At 71.6% G+C, this 15,259-nt stretch carries 13 protein-coding genes; 10 read left to right on the forward strand and 3 right to left on the reverse strand.

Annotated features, from left to right (window positions below; all coding sequences use genetic code 11):
- The first annotated feature begins 42 nt into the window (after window positions 1–42).
- The gene (locus ACFZBU_RS08465) at window positions 43–1,551 is read left to right on the forward strand and encodes a leucyl aminopeptidase (protein WP_391582711.1); all 1,509 of its coding nucleotides are present in this window, start codon (window positions 43–45) and stop codon (window positions 1,549–1,551) included.
- Between the two features lie 184 nt (window positions 1,552–1,735).
- Here ACFZBU_RS08465 and ACFZBU_RS08470 read toward each other — a convergent pair whose 3' ends face one another.
- A complete protein-coding gene (locus ACFZBU_RS08470) occupies window positions 1,736–2,059 on the reverse strand; it encodes a hypothetical protein (RefSeq protein ID WP_391582712.1) in 324 nt (107 codons plus the stop codon).
- A gap of 276 nt (window positions 2,060–2,335) precedes the next feature.
- On the opposite strand from ACFZBU_RS08470, the gene lpdA reads away from it, so the two are divergent.
- From lpdA to ACFZBU_RS08485, 3 genes are all read left to right on the forward strand, one after another.
- Window positions 2,336–3,724 carry a dihydrolipoyl dehydrogenase gene (lpdA, locus tag ACFZBU_RS08475; RefSeq protein ID WP_391582713.1) on the forward strand — a complete coding sequence of 463 codons (1,389 nt, stop codon included), beginning with the start codon at window positions 2,336–2,338 and terminating at the stop codon, window positions 3,722–3,724.
- A 71-nt stretch (window positions 3,725–3,795) separates the two neighbouring features.
- The gene (sucB, locus tag ACFZBU_RS08480) at window positions 3,796–5,646 is read left to right on the forward strand and encodes a 2-oxoglutarate dehydrogenase, E2 component, dihydrolipoamide succinyltransferase (RefSeq protein ID WP_391582714.1); all 1,851 of its coding nucleotides are present in this window, start codon (window positions 3,796–3,798) and stop codon (window positions 5,644–5,646) included.
- 115 nt (window positions 5,647–5,761) lie between these two features.
- Window positions 5,762–6,655 carry a TIGR01777 family oxidoreductase gene (locus tag ACFZBU_RS08485; RefSeq protein WP_391582715.1) on the forward strand — a complete coding sequence of 298 codons (894 nt, stop codon included), beginning with the start codon at window positions 5,762–5,764 and terminating at the stop codon, window positions 6,653–6,655.
- A gap of 27 nt (window positions 6,656–6,682) precedes the next feature.
- On the opposite strand, the gene ACFZBU_RS08490 is transcribed toward ACFZBU_RS08485, so the two are convergent.
- Window positions 6,683–7,675 (reverse strand): HNH endonuclease, encoded by a 993-nt coding sequence (locus tag ACFZBU_RS08490; RefSeq protein WP_391582716.1) that lies wholly within the window; start codon window positions 7,673–7,675, stop codon window positions 6,683–6,685.
- A 320-nt stretch (window positions 7,676–7,995) separates the two neighbouring features.
- Here ACFZBU_RS08490 and ACFZBU_RS08495 point away from each other — a divergent pair, with 320 nt between their 5' ends.
- Window positions 7,996–9,240 (forward strand): NAD(P)/FAD-dependent oxidoreductase, encoded by a 1,245-nt coding sequence (locus ACFZBU_RS08495; protein ID WP_391582717.1) that lies wholly within the window; start codon window positions 7,996–7,998, stop codon window positions 9,238–9,240.
- A 132-nt stretch (window positions 9,241–9,372) separates the two neighbouring features.
- On the opposite strand, the gene ACFZBU_RS08500 is transcribed toward ACFZBU_RS08495, so the two are convergent.
- Window positions 9,373–10,743: a regulator gene (locus ACFZBU_RS08500; RefSeq protein WP_391582718.1), complete on the reverse strand. Its 1,371-nt coding sequence runs from the start codon at window positions 10,741–10,743 to the stop codon at window positions 9,373–9,375.
- 388 nt (window positions 10,744–11,131) lie between these two features.
- Between ACFZBU_RS08500 and ACFZBU_RS08505 the strand changes: the two genes are divergently transcribed.
- The 5 genes from ACFZBU_RS08505 to ACFZBU_RS08525 all read left to right on the forward strand — a co-directional run bounded on the left by ACFZBU_RS08505 (window position 11,132) and on the right by ACFZBU_RS08525 (window position 15,088).
- A complete protein-coding gene (locus tag ACFZBU_RS08505; protein ID WP_391582719.1) occupies window positions 11,132–11,833 on the forward strand; it encodes a hypothetical protein in 702 nt (233 codons plus the stop codon).
- Window positions 11,834–11,861: 28 nt separating this feature from the next.
- Complete coding sequence (gene lipB / locus ACFZBU_RS08510; RefSeq protein WP_391582720.1) at window positions 11,862–12,656, forward strand: lipoyl(octanoyl) transferase LipB; 795 nt, start codon at window positions 11,862–11,864, stop codon at window positions 12,654–12,656.
- A 265-nt stretch (window positions 12,657–12,921) separates the two neighbouring features.
- Window positions 12,922–13,893, forward strand: coding sequence for a lipoyl synthase (lipA, locus tag ACFZBU_RS08515; RefSeq protein ID WP_391582721.1), 972 nt, complete (start codon window positions 12,922–12,924; stop codon window positions 13,891–13,893).
- Between the two features lie 94 nt (window positions 13,894–13,987).
- Entirely contained in the window at window positions 13,988–14,251 is a 264-nt protein-coding gene (locus ACFZBU_RS08520; RefSeq protein WP_391582722.1) for a hypothetical protein, read from the forward strand.
- 150 nt (window positions 14,252–14,401) lie between these two features.
- Window positions 14,402–15,088 carry a DUF4191 domain-containing protein gene (locus ACFZBU_RS08525; protein ID WP_391582723.1) on the forward strand — a complete coding sequence of 229 codons (687 nt, stop codon included), beginning with the start codon at window positions 14,402–14,404 and terminating at the stop codon, window positions 15,086–15,088.
- Window positions 15,089–15,259: the final 171 nt, after the last annotated feature.

The raw sequence follows: 15,259 nt of genomic DNA on the forward strand, positions 1-15,259 counted from the left end.
GCGGGCATTCAGCACCCCCGAGAGATGAGAGACAGGACACTCGTGACCACACTGAGTATCGGCTCCACCGCGGCCCTTTCCCTGCGCGCCGACGTTCTCGTGATCGGCGCCGTCAAGGGTGAGAACGGCGCCGTCGTCGCCGAGGGCAGCGAAAGCATCGCCGCGGCGTTCGACGGCCGACTCACCGACACTCTGTCCGCGCTCGACGCCACGGGCGCCGAGGGCGAACTACACCGCGTCCCGACCTTCGGCGCGGCCAAGGCCCCGCTCGTGCTGGTGATCGGCCTCGGCGAGCGGCCCGCCGACGGCTTCACGCACGAGACGCTGCGGCGGGCCGGCGGCACCGTGGCCCGGGCGCTCGCGGGCGTCAAGAAGGCGGGCGTCGCCCTGCCCCTGGCCGGTGCGGAGGCGGTGGGTGCGTTCGGGGAGGGCGTACTGCTCGGCGCGTACTCGTTCGAGGCCTACCGGGAGAAGTCGCGCGAGGGCCGCAAGGACGCGGTCAAGGACGTCGTGCTGCTCGGCATCAAGGGCCGGGACAAGGCCGCCAAGGCCGCCGTGGAGCGCGCCGCGATCACCGCGCAGAGCGTGAACCAGGCCCGCGACCTGGTCAACACCCCGCCGAACGACCTGAACCCGAAGGACTTCGCCGCGATCGCGGTGGACACCGGCAAGAACGCCGGCTTCAAGGTCGAGGTGCTCGACGACAAGGCGCTCGCCAAGGGCGGCTTCGGCGGCATCCTGGGCGTCGGCCAGGGCTCGGCCAGCAAGCCGCGCCTGGTCCGGCTGGGCTACACGCACCCCAAGGCCAAGCGCACCATCGCGCTGGTCGGCAAGGGCATCACCTACGACTCGGGCGGCATCTCGCTCAAGCCGGCCGGTGCCAACGAGACGATGAAGATGGACATGGGCGGCGCGGCGGCCGTCCTGGGCGCCGTCGCGGCCGTGGCCCGGCTGGGCCTGGAGGTCAACGTGACCGGCTGGCTCGCGCTGGCCGAGAACATGCCCTCCGGTACCGCGACCCGCCCCGGCGACGTGCTGCGGATGTACGGCGGCCGCACGGTCGAGGTGCTCAACACCGACGCCGAGGGCCGGCTGGTCCTGGCCGACGCGATCACGCGTGCGTGCGAGGAGTCGCCGCAGATGCTGATCGACGTCGCGACGCTGACCGGCGCGATGATGGTCGCCCTGGGCAACGACATGTACGGGATCATGGCCAACGACGACACCTTCCGCGACGCCGTGTACGACGCCGCGACGCGGGCGGGCGAGCAGGCCTGGCCGATGCCGCTGCCGGCGGACATGCGCAAGCAGATGGACTCGCCGATCGCGGATCTGAAGAACATGGGCAACTCGCGGATGGGCGGCGGCCTGCTCGCCGGCATCTTCCTCCAGGAGTTCGTGGCCGACGGCGTCAGCTGGGCGCACCTGGACATCGCCGGCCCGGCGTTCCACGAGGGCGAGGCCGGCGGCTACCGGCCCAAGGGCGGCACCGGTGTGGCCGTGCGCTCGCTGCTCCAGGTCGCGCAGGACGTGGCGGACAACCGGATCTGATCCCCGGACCGGTGCCGCGGTCGGGAACCGGGGCGGTTGCCGACCCGATTCCCGGTATCCGCCCGGCTCGGTTCGGTCCGGCTCGGCCGGGGCGCCCTCGCGCCCCGGCCGAGCCGGCGGTTGCACCCGGGTCGGTCGCAATCCGTACGACCCGGTCGCTCGGGTCCCGTTCGACCGCGGTGCGTCAGGATCCGTCGGCGGACTGCCGGCGGGTCCACTCGCGCATGCGCTTGGGGTAGCCCACCAGGGCCGCCTCGTACACCGGGATGCCCAGCTTGCGCGCGAGCGTGCGCGCGGCACCGGGATCGGCGACCCGACGGCGGGTCCACTCGCCGGTATCGGCGATGAACACCACCGTTGTCCCGCTCAGCGTGGTCACCGGTTCGATGTAGGCCTCGACTCCGTTGCGGCTGCGCGCGAACTCGCTCAGGTGCGCCGCCGCGGCGGCGGCCTGCCTGCGATCGGGCGCATCCGCGCCGGCACCGCGTTTGCGTCGGAACAACCCCACGGGGATTTCCTTCCTGTCATACGCGCATGTCATCCGCGTCGGTCCGCCGCGCGGAGGTCGTGATCGTGTCGGAACAACGAGTCGCAACGGCACGTTGTGCCCCCGATCCGCCATTTCGGCGCGGCCCTTGTGGGACAGCCAACACCGGGGCGGAGTGCTCGGTCGCTCCCGACAAGTGGGAGGATGTTGTACCGGCACTTGAGACCTTCCACAAGAAGGGGGTGCTACCCGCCGCGTCCCGCGCGGGTGGGCATCGCAATCACAGGAGGACGTGACGTGGCGAACGACGCCGGAGCCGTTTTCGATGTAGTCATTCTCGGAGGCGGGAGCGGCGGCTATGCGTGCGCCCTTCGCGCGGCCGAACTCGGTATGCGGGTCGTCCTCATCGAAAAGGGCAAGCTCGGCGGCACGTGTCTGCACAACGGCTGCATCCCGACCAAGGCGCTGCTCCACGCGGGCGAGGTCGCGGACCAGACTCGTGAGAGCGAGCAGTTCGGCGTCAAGTCGACGTTCGACGGCATCGACATCTCGGCCGTGCACGCATACAAGGACGGCGTCATCTCGCGCCTGTTCAAGGGTCTGACCGGGCTGATCAACAGCCGGAAGATCACCGTCGTCGAAGGCGCCGGCAAGCTCGTGTCGCCGACCGCGGTCGAGGTGAACGGGCAGCGCTACGAGGGTCGACACGTGGTGCTCGCGACCGGCTCCGTGCCCAAGTCGCTCCCCGGCCTGGAGATCGACGGCAACCGGGTGATCAACAGCGACCACGCGCTCGTGCTCGACCGGGTCCCGCAGTCCGCGGTGGTCCTGGGCGGCGGCGTGATCGGCGTCGAGTTCGCCAGTGCCTGGAAGTCCTTCGGTGTGGACGTGACCATCGTCGAGGCGCTGCCGCACCTGGTGGCCCTGGAGGACGAGGCGTCCAGCAAGCTTTTGGAGCGCGCCTTCCGCCGGCGCGGGATCAAGTTCGAGCTCGGTGCGCGCTTCGCCGGTGTCGAGTACACCGACGCGGGCGTGCGGGTCTCGCTGGAGAACGGCAAGCAGATCGAGGCCGAGCTGCTGCTCGTCGCCGTCGGTCGCGGCCCGGTCTCGGCGGGACTGGGCTACGAGGAGGCCGGCGTCGCGATGGAGCGCGGCTACGTCCTGGTCGACGAGTACTGCGCCACCAACGTGCCGACGATCTCGGCCGTGGGCGACCTCATCCCCACCCTCCAGCTCGCCCACGTCGGTTTCGGCGAGGGCATCCTGGTCGCCGAGCGGATCGCCGGGCTGAACCCGGTGCCGATCGACTACGCGGGCGTGCCGCGCGTGACCTACTGCGACCCGGAGGTGGCCTCGGTCGGCCTCACCGAGGCGCAGGCGGTCGAGCGCTACGGCTCGGACAAGCTCGCCACGATCAGCTACAGCCTCGGCGGCAACGGCAAGAGCCAGATCCTCAAGACGACCGGCCAGGTCAAGGTCGTCTCGGTCAAGGACGGCCCGGTCGTCGGCATCCACATGGTCGGCGCCCGCATGGGTGAACTGACCTCGGAGGCCCAGCTGATCTACAACTGGGAGGCCCTCCCGGCCGAGGTCGCCCAGCTCATCCACCCGCACCCGACGCAGTCCGAGGCGCTTGGCGAGGCCCACCTCGCGTTGGCGGGCAAGCCGCTGCACGTCCACGACTGACGACGCGCCCCCAATCGCGCCCCGTCATCCAAGACACACGCCTTGAAGCGTTGAGAAGGAGTCATTGACCCATGCCGGTCTCCGTAACACTGCCCGCGCTCGGCGAGAGCGTGCAGGAGGGCACCATCACCCGCTGGCTCAAGCAGGAGGGTGAGCGCGTCGAGCTGGACGAGCCCCTGCTCGAGGTCTCGACCGACAAGGTCGACACCGAGATCCCCTCCCCCGCCGCCGGCATTCTGGTGTCCATCAAGGCCCAGGAAGACGACACGGTCGACGTCGGCGCCGAACTGGCCGTGATCGACGACGGCACCGGTGCCGAGGCGCCGGCCACGGCCGGCTCGCCGGCGCAGGAGACTGCCGCGCCGGCCGCTCAGGCCGCCCCGGCCGAGCCCGCGCAGGCGGAGCCCGCACAGGCGGAGCCCGCGCAGGCCCAGGCCGCTCAGGCCGCCCCCGCCGAGCCGGCCGCGCCCGCCGCGGCTCCGGCCGCCCCCGCCGGCGACGTGCAGGGCACCCCGGTGCTGCTGCCCGCACTCGGCGAGAGCGTGCAGGAAGGCACCATCACCCGCTGGCTCAAGCAGGAGGGTGACACGGTCGAGGCCGACGAGCCGCTCCTGGAGGTCTCGACCGACAAGGTCGACACCGAGATCCCGGCGCCGATCGGCGGCGTGCTGCTGAAGATCAGCGTCGCCGAGGACGAGACGGTGGAGGTCGGCGCCGAGCTGGCCCTCATCGGCGCGCCCGGTTCCGCACCGGCCGCGGCGCCCGCTCCGGCGGCTCCCGCTCCGGCGCAGCAGACTCCGGCACAGCAGGCACCGGCTCCGGCGGCCCCCGCACCGGCTCCGCAGGCACCGGCGGCTCCGGCCCCGGCACCTGCGCCCAAGCCCGCTCCGGCGCCCGCTCCCGCCCCTGCCCCGGCACCGGCCGCGCAGCAGGCAGCCCCGGCCGCCCCGCAGCTCACCCCGCCGGCCGAGGCGGACGGCGCGTACGTCACGCCGCTCGTACGCAAGCTGGCCGCCGAGCACAACGTGGACCTGGGCTCGATCGCGGGCACCGGCATCGGTGGCCGGATCCGCAAGCAGGACGTCCTGGAGACGGCCCGCAAGCAGCAGGCGGCCCAGGCCGCCGCCGCGGCATCGGCTCCGGCCGCCGCCCCGGCCGCGTCCGCCGCCAAGGCCCCGGCCGCGGTCGAGCCGTCGCCGCTGCGCGGTCGGACCGAGAAGCTCTCGCGCATGCGCACGGTGATCGCCAAGCGCATGGTCGAGTCGCTGCAGACCTCGGCCCAGCTGACCACGGTCGTGGAGGTGGACGTCACCAACATCGCCCGCCTGCGCGACCGGGCCAAGAACGACTTCGTGGCGCGCGAGGGCGTCAAGCTGTCGTTCATGCCGTTCTTCGCGAAGGCGGCCGTCGAGGCGCTCAAGATCCACCCGGTCCTGAACGCGTCGATGGACCTGGCCGCCGGCACCGTGACCTACCACGACGCCGAGCACCTGGTGATCGCGGTGGACACCGACCGCGGCCTGATGGTCCCGGTCATCCACAACGCGGGTGACCTGAACATCGCGGGCCTCTCGCGCAAGATCTCCGACCTGGCCGAGCGCACCCGCACCAACAAGGTGAGCCCGGACGAGCTGGCCGGCGGCACGTTCACGCTGACCAACACCGGTTCGCGCGGCGCGCTGTTCGACACGCCGATCTTCCCGCAGCCGCAGGTCGCGATGCTCGGCACGGGCGCGGTCGTCAAGCGCCCGGTCGTGGTCAACGACCCGACGCTCGGCGAGGTCATCGCGGTCCGTTCGATGGTGTACCTGGCCCTGTCCTACGACCACCGTCTGGTGGACGGCGCGGACGCGGCCCGCTTCCTGCAGACGGTGAAGACCCGCCTGGAGGAAGGCGCCTTCGAAGGCGACCTCGGCCTGTAGGACATGCCGCGGCGGACACTCGTTCCGCAACGGTGGGCACGTCCCGAAGGCGGTTCGGACACCTCGTCCGGGCCGCCTTCGGCATGTCCGGCGTCCGGTGGGCAAGGATGGCGGCATGCGCATCGCCGTCACCGGTTCGTCCGGCCTCGTGGGTTCCGCTCTCGTCCGTTCGCTGGCCGCCGACGGCCACGAGGTGGTCCGGCTGGTCCGCCGGGCTCCCGGCAGACCGGACGAGGTCCGCTGGGACCCGCACGCGGGCACCGTGGACACCGCCGCCCTCGGCCCGGTGGACGCGGCGGTGCACCTGGCCGGCGCGGGCATCGGCGACAAGCGCTGGACGGCCGCGTACAAGCGCGAACTGCGCGACAGCCGGGTCCTGGGCACCGCGGCCGTCTCGCGCGCGCTGGCGGCCCTCGAACCGGCGCCGCGGGTACTGCTGTCCGGTTCCGCGATGGGTTTCTACGGCGACACCGGCGACCGCGAGGTGGACGAGTCCGCCCCGCCCGGCCGCGGCTTCCTGGCCGACCTGTGCACCGAGTGGGAGGCCGCCACCGCACCCGCCCTGGAGGCCGGCATCCGGGTCGCCCACCTGCGCACCGGCCTGGTGCTGGACCGCTCCGGCGGCACGCTGCGCCGAATGATCCCGCTGGTCAAGGCCGGTCTGGGCGGCCGGCTCGGCTCGGGCCGGCAATACTGGAGCTTCATCTCGCTCACCGACGAGGTGGCCGCGATCCGGCACGCCCTGGACCACCCCGACCTCGCCGGCCCGATCAACCTGACCGCACCGCACCCGGTCACCAACGCCGAGGCGACCAGGGCCCTGGGCAAGGCCTTGCACCGCCCCACCGCCCTGCCCGTCCCCGCCTTCGCCCTCCGCGCCGTCCTCGGCGACTTCGGCAACGAGATCCTCACCGGCCAACGCGTCCTCCCCCGGGCCCTCCTCACCTCGGGCTTCACCTTCGAACACCCCACCATCGAATCCACCCTCACCGCCGCCCTGACCCACTGACCCGACCCCGACCCGACCCGGCGCCGACTACCGAGCCAGCAGGGCCCGAAGTTCGTCGATGGTCAACCACGGATTCGTGCGATGCACCATGCGATGGCAGTTGGCACAAACGAGCGCAAGATCGGACAGCCTGGTTTCACCCTCTCCGGCCACATGCAGCGGAACGACGTGGTGGCACTCGATGTACCCGGCCCCGTGCGCGCCGTATTTCGCCTCGAAGTCGAAGTCGCACACCGCACAGCCCAGATGCCCTCGCTCACCGAGAACCTCGGCGAGCTTGCGTTCTCGCAAACTCTGGTTGCGCTCGCGATAGAGGTGTCGTCGAGCGAGAATGCGACCTTCGGGAGCGCTGTATTCCTCGAGTTCTTCCAGGGGCGCCTTGGGGAGCTTGAGCAGTTCGCCCGAGCGCAGCCCGGCCTTGATGCGCGCCGCAGCCGCAGCCATCCGCGCGGGTGCCGCCAGAAAAGCGGCCAGGACCTCGTAGTCGAGCCTGTTGCCGTTGGTTCGCGTCAACCTGCCGATGTTGTCCGGATGGCAGGTCCGGATGTCGACGATCTTGCGAGCGACGCCGTTGGCATTGCGGAACGTCTCGCCTCGGGTGGCCTTGTCATGAAATGGAAGTTTCTGCAACAGCCGGGACAGCTCGACGACCTGCTTGTCGCCCGCATCGAGCTGCGCCCATCCGTTCTCCGCCAGGAGAGCGCACGCGAGCACCAATTCGTCCCAGACCCAGTCCGGATTCCGTTTCGGCGTCCGCACGTCGAATCCGAGCTTCAGCAACCAACCGGCCGCAGCAGCCTTGCCCCCACTGAACTCGTCGGACGTCAAGGCCCTGCCCTGGCAGTACCAGTGAGCCACGCCCGCAATTGCCTTCGAGTCGTACTCCTTGCCCTCGTGCACCAGCACGTACTTCACGGCCGGTTTGAAGCCGTATGTCTTCAGAAACTCCGCGGTTCCGAGGCGATCGCATTCCGCCAAGGCATCCAGCACGGCATCGCGAGTCAGTTCCCCGATCTTCATCGACCGAGTCTTACAGCGGGGCAGGCTCGGGTGCCACACCCGTGGACGGAGATTCACGGTCCCGCGCCACACCGGGCGGCCCCGAAACGCGGCCTCGGGGTCGCCCGGGTCCATGGGGCGTTGCTCGGTTTCGGGCGGTGTGGATCGCGTTGCCGGGGGTGCCGGGGGCGGGTGGTTCGTGATCGGGGTCTTTTGGGTCAACTCCCGTGCGTGACAGGGCGATTACGGCAATTTCCCTGGGTATGACCTGTAGGCGACGAAACCGACTCCGCGGCGCCTGCGGCCGTGGGCAGGGGGACGGGAGGACGACCGTGGTCGACGTGCGTCGAACCGAGGTGATCGTGGTGGGGGCCGGTCTGGCCGGTCTGAGTGCGGCGCGGAGCGTGGCCGCGGCGGGGGTTCCGGTGACCGTTCTGGAGGCTGCGGAGCGACCCGGAGGGCGGGTGCGCACCGATCTCGTGGACGGGTTCCGGGTCGACCACGGCTTCCAGTCGCTGACCACCTCGTGGCCCCAGGTGAGCCGGCAACTGGACGTCGCCGCGCTCGGGTTGCGGCCGTTCCAGGCCGGTGTACTGCTTCACGACGACGGCCGCATCCATCGGCTGGGCGACGTCCGCCGGGTGCGGGACGCGATCGGCGGGCTGCGCAACGGCAGCGGCACCGAGCGGGCCCGGGTGGCCGCGTTGCTTGCCCGGACCGCGTCCGCTCCGGTGGCCCGGGTGATGAGCGCTCCGGAACTGGCCGTCGCCGACGCGCCGACGATGCGCGCGCTGCCGCCCGAGTTGGCCCGTCGTACGCTGCGCCCGCTGCTGACCATGCTGTTGCACGATCCCGCGCTGTGTTCGTCCAGCCGCTTCGCCGAGTTGATGCTGCGTTCGTTCCTGCGCGGCCGGGTGGCGCTGCCCGCCCGCGGCATGGCGGCCGTGCCGGCGCAGCTCGCGGCCGGGCTGCCGGCCGGGGCGGTGCGCCACGGCGTGCGGGTGTTGTCCGTCTCGGCCGACCGGGTACTCACCGACGTGGCGGGTGAGATCCGCGCCGGCGCGGTGATCGTGGCCACCGATCCGACCACGGCGGTGGCGCTGCTGCCCGGCTTGCGGATGCCCGCGTTCCACCCGGTGACCACGCTGTACCACGTGGCCCGCGGCGCCCCCCGGCCCGACCCGTCACTGCTCCTGGACGCCGACCCCCGCAGCCCCTTCACCCACACCACGGTGGTCAGCCAGGTCGCGCCCACCTACGCGCCGGACCGCCGGGCCCTGATCGCCACGACCGTCCTGGGCCACGACGGCACGGAGCCGGCCAAGCTCGAACTGCGAGTCCGCGAACGGCTGGCCGTCGTGTACGACACGCCCACCACCGAGTGGGCGCACCTGACCACCTGTCACATCGCCCGCGCCGTCCCCGTGGTCGAACCCGGCCACAACTTCCGCCGCCCGGTCCGCCTGATCGGCGGCCTGTACGTCTGCGGCGACCATCGCGACTCCAGCTCCATCCAGGGCGCCCTGGCCTCCGGCCGCCGAGCCGCCCGCTCCGCCCTCGCCGACCTGGGCGTCCTGGCGGCCTAGGACGGCCCCAACGCGCCCGCCCGAGGCCCGAATTCCGCGGCATCCGAGCCTTGGGCAACGGGCGGGCGCCGACAGCGCGAGCCGACCGGGACGCGGCCGCAGCTCGCGCTCGAGCGTTCCGCCCGAAAGCCCTCAGGCCGTGTGGACAAAGCACCCCGACCGCGCCTCGAACTCGCGCACCGCCGGCACATCCCGATACGGCGCCAACCGATGCGTGAACTCGCGCACGTAGTCCACCGCCCGCGACGAGCGCAGGCCCTCCGCCTGCTCCGTCGCCTCCGCCTCGATCCGGCACGCCTGTTCGACCTCGCCCAACTCCAACAACGCGGTGGCCAGGATCGTCTGGCAGAACAGCCGGCTGCGGGTGTACTCGCTGCCGCGCAACAGCAGCGACCGCTCGGCATACTCGCGGGCCTTGTCGTAGTCCTCCAAGTCCCGGTAGCAGTGCGCGTGATCGTCGGTCAGCTGCGCCTCGTCCATGAACGCGACCCACTCCGGCTCCTGGTCCCCCGGGGCGACGCACTCCAACGCCTGCTCCGCACGCAGCAGCGCCGCGCCGCACGCCCGGGCGTCCCCGAGCAGCCCGTGGCCGCGCGCCTCGACCGCGTGGAACAACGCCCGGACCCGGGGCGTGGCCACCACCGAGGCGCCCTGCTGGGCCACCCGCGCCAGTTGCACCGCCTCGCGCCCGTGGCCGAGGTAGACCGCCTGTCGGCTCATCGTGGACAACACGAAGCCGCCCAGCGCCCGATCCCCGGACGCCTGGGCCAGCCGCAGCGCCTGGACGAAGTAGCGCTGCGCCATCCCGTGCACGCCCACGTCGTACGCCATCCAGCCGACCAGCCGGGTGAGCGTGGCCGCCGCGCCGAACAGCGCGCTGCCGGTGCGCGAGTCGTACGTCCCGCGCAGTATCGCGGTCACCTCCGTGTCGAGGTAGCGCACCAGCGCCTGTCTGCCGTGCCCGCCGCCGAACGAGTTGTCCAACCGCCGGAACGCCTCGCCGACCGCGCGCACCGCGGCCACGTCGCCGAGCCCGACCCGATCGCCGTCCTGCCGGGCGGGCCGCTCGTCGCCGGCGCCGATCAGCCAGTCCCGGCTGGGCACCACCAGCGCCCCGGGCGTGAACGCGGCCTCCACCAGCGCCGATCGCTGCGCCGAGTCGGCCTGCCACATGCCCGTGACGATCTCGACCGCCTCGGGCGGCCCCGACGCGTATTCGAGCCCGGCATAGTCCGGCCGGCAACCGGCCATGCCCAGATCCTCGGCGCTGAGCTTGCGGCCGAGCCGCTGGGTGAAGACCTCGGCAAGCAGTATCGGGACGATCCCGCGCGGATGTTGGCCACGCAGCCAGCGCGCCACGGAGGTCTTGTCGTACCGGAGATCGATGCCCTGTTCCGCACCGAGTTGGTCAACGCGTCGGGCCAGACCGGCATGCGAGAAGCCGGCTTCCTCGACAAGCGCCGCCAGCCGGTGATTGGGGCGCCGCTCGACCCTGGCTGCCATGGAGATGAACGCCTCCCGCTGGTGCGGTGGTTCGGTGTGGGTGGGTGATCGCGCGAGAATCTAGCGATTTCTGGAGCGCTACAACCCGAACGCTCGCAACAATGACCCTTTCGAGTTACCGGCCCGAGTCCGGCCAATCGAGTGGCGAATCCGGCCCGACGGCGGTCCGTGGTGGTCGAGTTCGGCAGAACCTGCCGAACCCTCGGGACCGATCCGATGCGGCGTCACCACCGGTGCGTCGCTTGCGGTGCGCGGAGCCGTGGTGGAACATGCGCGAGTCAGTTCACCCGATGGGGTGATCAACACCCACGTGGCGGAACCCGAACCGCACCACACGGCCGACCCGCCCGCCCCCCGCGGCTCGCCCCGACTCGAAGGAAACGCACGCGTGACCCGCCAGCCCGACGACACCGCTCGTGGGATCGTGATCCCCCTGGCCGTGGTCGCGCTCGTGTGCCTGCTGCTCACCAGTGGGGTCTTCCTGTTCTCCGGCTCGGACGACGACAAGAGCCGCCATCGCTCGCTCCCGAACGACCTGAACCTGCCGCTGCCCGCACCCGCGTACCCGCTGCCCGGCATCGGCTCGGCAAGCCCGGGGGCGACCACGTCGACGACCGCGAGCCCGACCAAATCGGCCGGCCGCTCCCCCTCCGCCTCGGCGAGCGCGACCGCGAGTACCGGGCCCACGGCGCCCCGCACCACCGCGCCGCCGGCGACGACCACGCCGCCCGTCCCGCCTCCGCCGGCCACCACCGGGCCCAAGGACATCTCCGTCGACGCCAAGGTGACCGACTCCGGCTGGGGCGCCGACGGCACGGTGGTCATCACCAACCGCACCGCGCGCCCGCTCCCGGCCTGGGACCTCACCCTCACCACGTCCGGCCGGGGGAGCGGCTTCACCATGCTCTGGGGCGAGGGCATGCGCACCAGCACCGATCGCGGCATCGCGACCGCGCGCGGCAACGGCCCACTGGCCCCCGGAGCCAGTGCGGTGATCGAGTTCGGGCTGTACGGCCGGGTCGAGTCGATCGGCTGCACCTTCACCGGCGTCACCTGCACCGTCCGCGGGCTCGACGCCGGCCATCGGTGACGTTCGCCCCCGTCGTACGCTGGTCGGCGTGACCAGCTTCTTGCGATTCGTGCATTTGGGCCTCGGCGCCGCCGCCGTTCCGTACGAGGCCGCCTGGGAGGAGCAGCGCCGCGTCCACGAGCAGGTGGTGAGCGGCGAATCCCCGGACACCTGCCTGCTCTTGGAACACCCCGCGGTCTACACCGCAGGCCGCCGTACGGACCCCTCCGAGCGCCCGATGGACGGCACCCCCGTGGTCGACGTGGACCGGGGCGGCAAGATCACCTGGCACGGCCCCGGGCAGCTCGTCGGCTACCCGATCGTGCGGCTGCCCGAGCCGGTCGACGTGGTCGCGCACGTGCGCCGGATGGAGGAGGCGCTGATCCGGGTCTGCGCCGACCTGGGCCTGGAGACCACCCGGATCGAGGGTCGCAGCGGTGTCTGGGTCCTGGGCGACGCGGTGCCGCCGAGCCCGGCCCCGGTCGGCGGGCTCGATCTGCGGCTGGACAGCCGCCTGGCGGCCGGCCCCGACCCGCGCCTGCACCCGGAGTTCGACCCGCGCCTGGCCGGCCCGGAGTACGCGCCCTCCAACGCGGGCCAGCGCGGCGACGACCGCAAGCTCGCGGCGATCGGCGTCCGGGTCTCGCGCAAGGTGACCATGCACGGCTTCGCGATCAACTGCGACGCGGACATGACGTACTACGACCGGATCGTGCCGTGCGGCATCAAGGACGCCGGCGTCACCTCGCTGAGCCGCGAACTCGGCCGCGAGGTGACGGTCGCCGAGGTACTGCCGCTGGCCGAGAAGCACCTGGCCGACGTGTTCGCGCACGTGCCCGTGTGAGGCGTGGATCGTGCTCCGCGTGACGCCCGCCGCGCGCTCGGCGTGACGCGGAGTCCGTCGGCCGCGTGACGCACGCCTCGTACCGGATCCGGCATCCGGGGAATCCACCCGAGTTCGTCCCGGTTGCCACCGGATGGGCCGTCCGGAGGCCCGAATCCCTCGGCGTACTCTGGACGTACCGCCCCACCACGGGCCCGGACCATCCAGTCGGGCCCACCGCAGTCTGTCCCGCCCCGCAGGCTGCCCCGAGCAAAGGGAGTCGCGCGTGTCCGCTGTCGCACCCGACGGCCGCAAGCTGCTTCGCCTGGAAGTCCGCAACGCCGAGACTCCCATCGAGCGCAAGCCTTCGTGGATCAAGACCCGGGCGAAGATGGGCCCCGAGTACACCGAGCTCAAGCAACTCGTGAAGCGCGAGGGGCTGCACACGGTGTGCGAGGAGGCCGGTTGTCCCAACATCTACGAATGCTGGGAAGACCGCGAGGCAACCTTCCTGATCGGCGGCGACCAGTGCACCCGGCGCTGCGACTTCTGCCAGATCGACACCGGCAAGCCGGCCGAGCTCGACCGTGACGAGCCGCGCCGCGTCGCGGAGTCGGTCCAGGCGATGGGCCTGAAGTACGCGACCGTCACCGGCGTCGCCCGCGACGACCTGCCCGATGGCGGTGCCTGGCTGTACGCGGAGACGGTCCGCCAGATCAAGCAGCTGAACCCGGGCACCGGCGTGGAACTGCTGATCCCGGACTTCACCGCGCAGCCGGACCAGCTGGCCGAGGTCTTCTCCTCCCGTCCCGAGGTGCTCGCGCACAACATCGAGACGGTGCCGCGGATCTTCAAGCGCATCCGCCCGGGTTTCCGGTACGAGCGTTCGCTCGACGTGATCACCCAGGCCCGGGCGGACGGCCTGGTCACCAAGTCCAACCTGATCCTGGGCATGGGCGAGGAACGCGCCGAGGTCAGCCAGGCCATGCAGGACCTGTACGACGCCGGCTGCGAGCTGCTGACCATCACGCAATACCTGCGGCCGAGCGTGCGGCACCACCCCGTCGAGCGCTGGGTACGCCCGGAGGAGTTCGTCGAGCTGAACGAGGAGGCCGAGGAGATCGGCTTCGCGGGCGTGCTCTCCGGCCCCCTGGTCCGCTCCTCGTACCGCGCGGGCCGGCTGTACCGCCAGGCACTCGAAGTGCGCGACTCCCGCTCCGCTTCGGGCGAAGGTATGCAGACTTTCACGTCGGTTTGACCCGGACGTCATCGTTTGGTAACACATTGTTGCGAGAGTCGACCGCAGTGCGGTGAGCCTTCGCACCCGAAAACAGGTAGGGGGAACGACGTTCATGCACGACACGCAACAGGGCAACGCCTCGGTGCTGCGAGACGCGTTCGATCGCGGCTTCGCAGCCCGCAGGGCGACCGTGGGCCGGGTCTTCCGGGCCGTCGAGACCGTGCTGATGTTCGAGGGCGGTCAGCGCACCGCGCGCCGCAACGCGTGGGCGGCCGTGTGTGCCGACCGCAACCGTGCCCGTGCCCGCGCCGAGGCCTCCGACATCCTGGCCCGGCTCGCCCCGGTCAACCCGGCCCCGGGCACCGGCTCGCACTGACGCGCGTTGCCGCGCGTTGCGCCGTACGGCCGTTCACCGGAGGTTCGCCTCCGGCCGGACGGCCGTATCGCTGCGCCGCTCGCATGAAGGTTCGGACAAGCTGTCGGCAGCCATTGTCCGGGGTGCACGACACGCCAGTATCCTTTTCACATGGCGAGCAAGGAACCAACCGAGAAGAGCGGCCGGCTGAAGCAGATCCGGCTCGCCTACCAGCAGACGAAGAAGGCCGATCCCTGGGTCGGCTTGATTGTGGCGGCCTGGGGCCTGGGCGTATTCGCAGTACTCCTGGCCATCGGCTTCTGGTGGGGACATCCGATCTACCTGGGCATCTTCGGCGCCCTCGTGGGTCTGCTCGCGGCGGCCTTCATCTTCGGACGACGGGCCGAGAAGTCGGTGCTCGGCCAGATGGAGGGCCAGCCCGGCGCCGCGTTGGCGGTCATGCAGTCACTCAAGCGTGGCTGGGTCGTGACCCCCACCGTGGCCATCACCCGCCAGCAGGATGTCGTCCACCGCGCCGTGGGTCGCCCCGGCATCATCCTGGTGGGCGAGGGCCAGCCCGGTCGCGTCACGCGACTGCTGGCCGATGAGAAGAAGCGGATGTCCCGTCTGGTGGCGAACACGACGGTGCACACGATCATCGTCGGCAACGACGAGGGTCAGGTCCCGCTGCTCAAGCTGCAACGGCACATCATGAAGCTGACGCCGACCATGGCCAAGCCCGAGGTCGCGGTGGTCAACGACCGCCTGCGCGCGGTCGGCGACCTGATGAAGAACATGCCGGTGCCCAAGGGCCCGATGCCGAAGGGCGCGCGCATGCCGCGCGGCCCGCGCGGCTGACCCTTCGCGGCCCGACCCCCCCCCACGCGACGCGAACAGCACCACCCGTCCCCACCCGATCACGAGAGCGGCGGGGGGGCGGAAACCGCACCCCCCCCCCCATTACGCAGGCCCCCCCGGTACGCCCGCGGGCCCGGGCGCCCGCGGGGCGGTACGCCGCGGGGGGTGTTT

Origin of the sequence: Embleya sp. NPDC008237 (assembly GCF_042956465.1) — a bacterium.
In the GTDB taxonomy this organism is placed as follows: Bacteria; Actinomycetota; Actinomycetes; order Streptomycetales; family Streptomycetaceae; genus Embleya.

What these genes read in the sequence shown, in the direction of transcription:
- ACFZBU_RS08520 (WP_391582722.1), top strand. Translation starts at nt 13,988, where the DNA reads ATGCACGACACGCAACAGGGCAACGCCTCGGTGCTGCGAGACGCGTTC.
- ACFZBU_RS08525 (WP_391582723.1), top strand. Translation starts at nt 14,402, where the DNA reads ATGGCGAGCAAGGAACCAACCGAGAAGAGCGGCCGGCTGAAGCAGATC.
- ACFZBU_RS08490 (WP_391582716.1), bottom strand. Translation starts at nt 7,675, where the DNA reads ATGAAGATCGGGGAACTGACTCGCGATGCCGTGCTGGATGCCTTGGCG.
- ACFZBU_RS08500 (WP_391582718.1), bottom strand. Translation starts at nt 10,743, where the DNA reads ATGGCAGCCAGGGTCGAGCGGCGCCCCAATCACCGGCTGGCGGCGCTT.
- ACFZBU_RS08485 (WP_391582715.1), top strand. Translation starts at nt 5,762, where the DNA reads ATGCGCATCGCCGTCACCGGTTCGTCCGGCCTCGTGGGTTCCGCTCTC.
- sucB (WP_391582714.1), top strand. Translation starts at nt 3,796, where the DNA reads ATGCCGGTCTCCGTAACACTGCCCGCGCTCGGCGAGAGCGTGCAGGAG.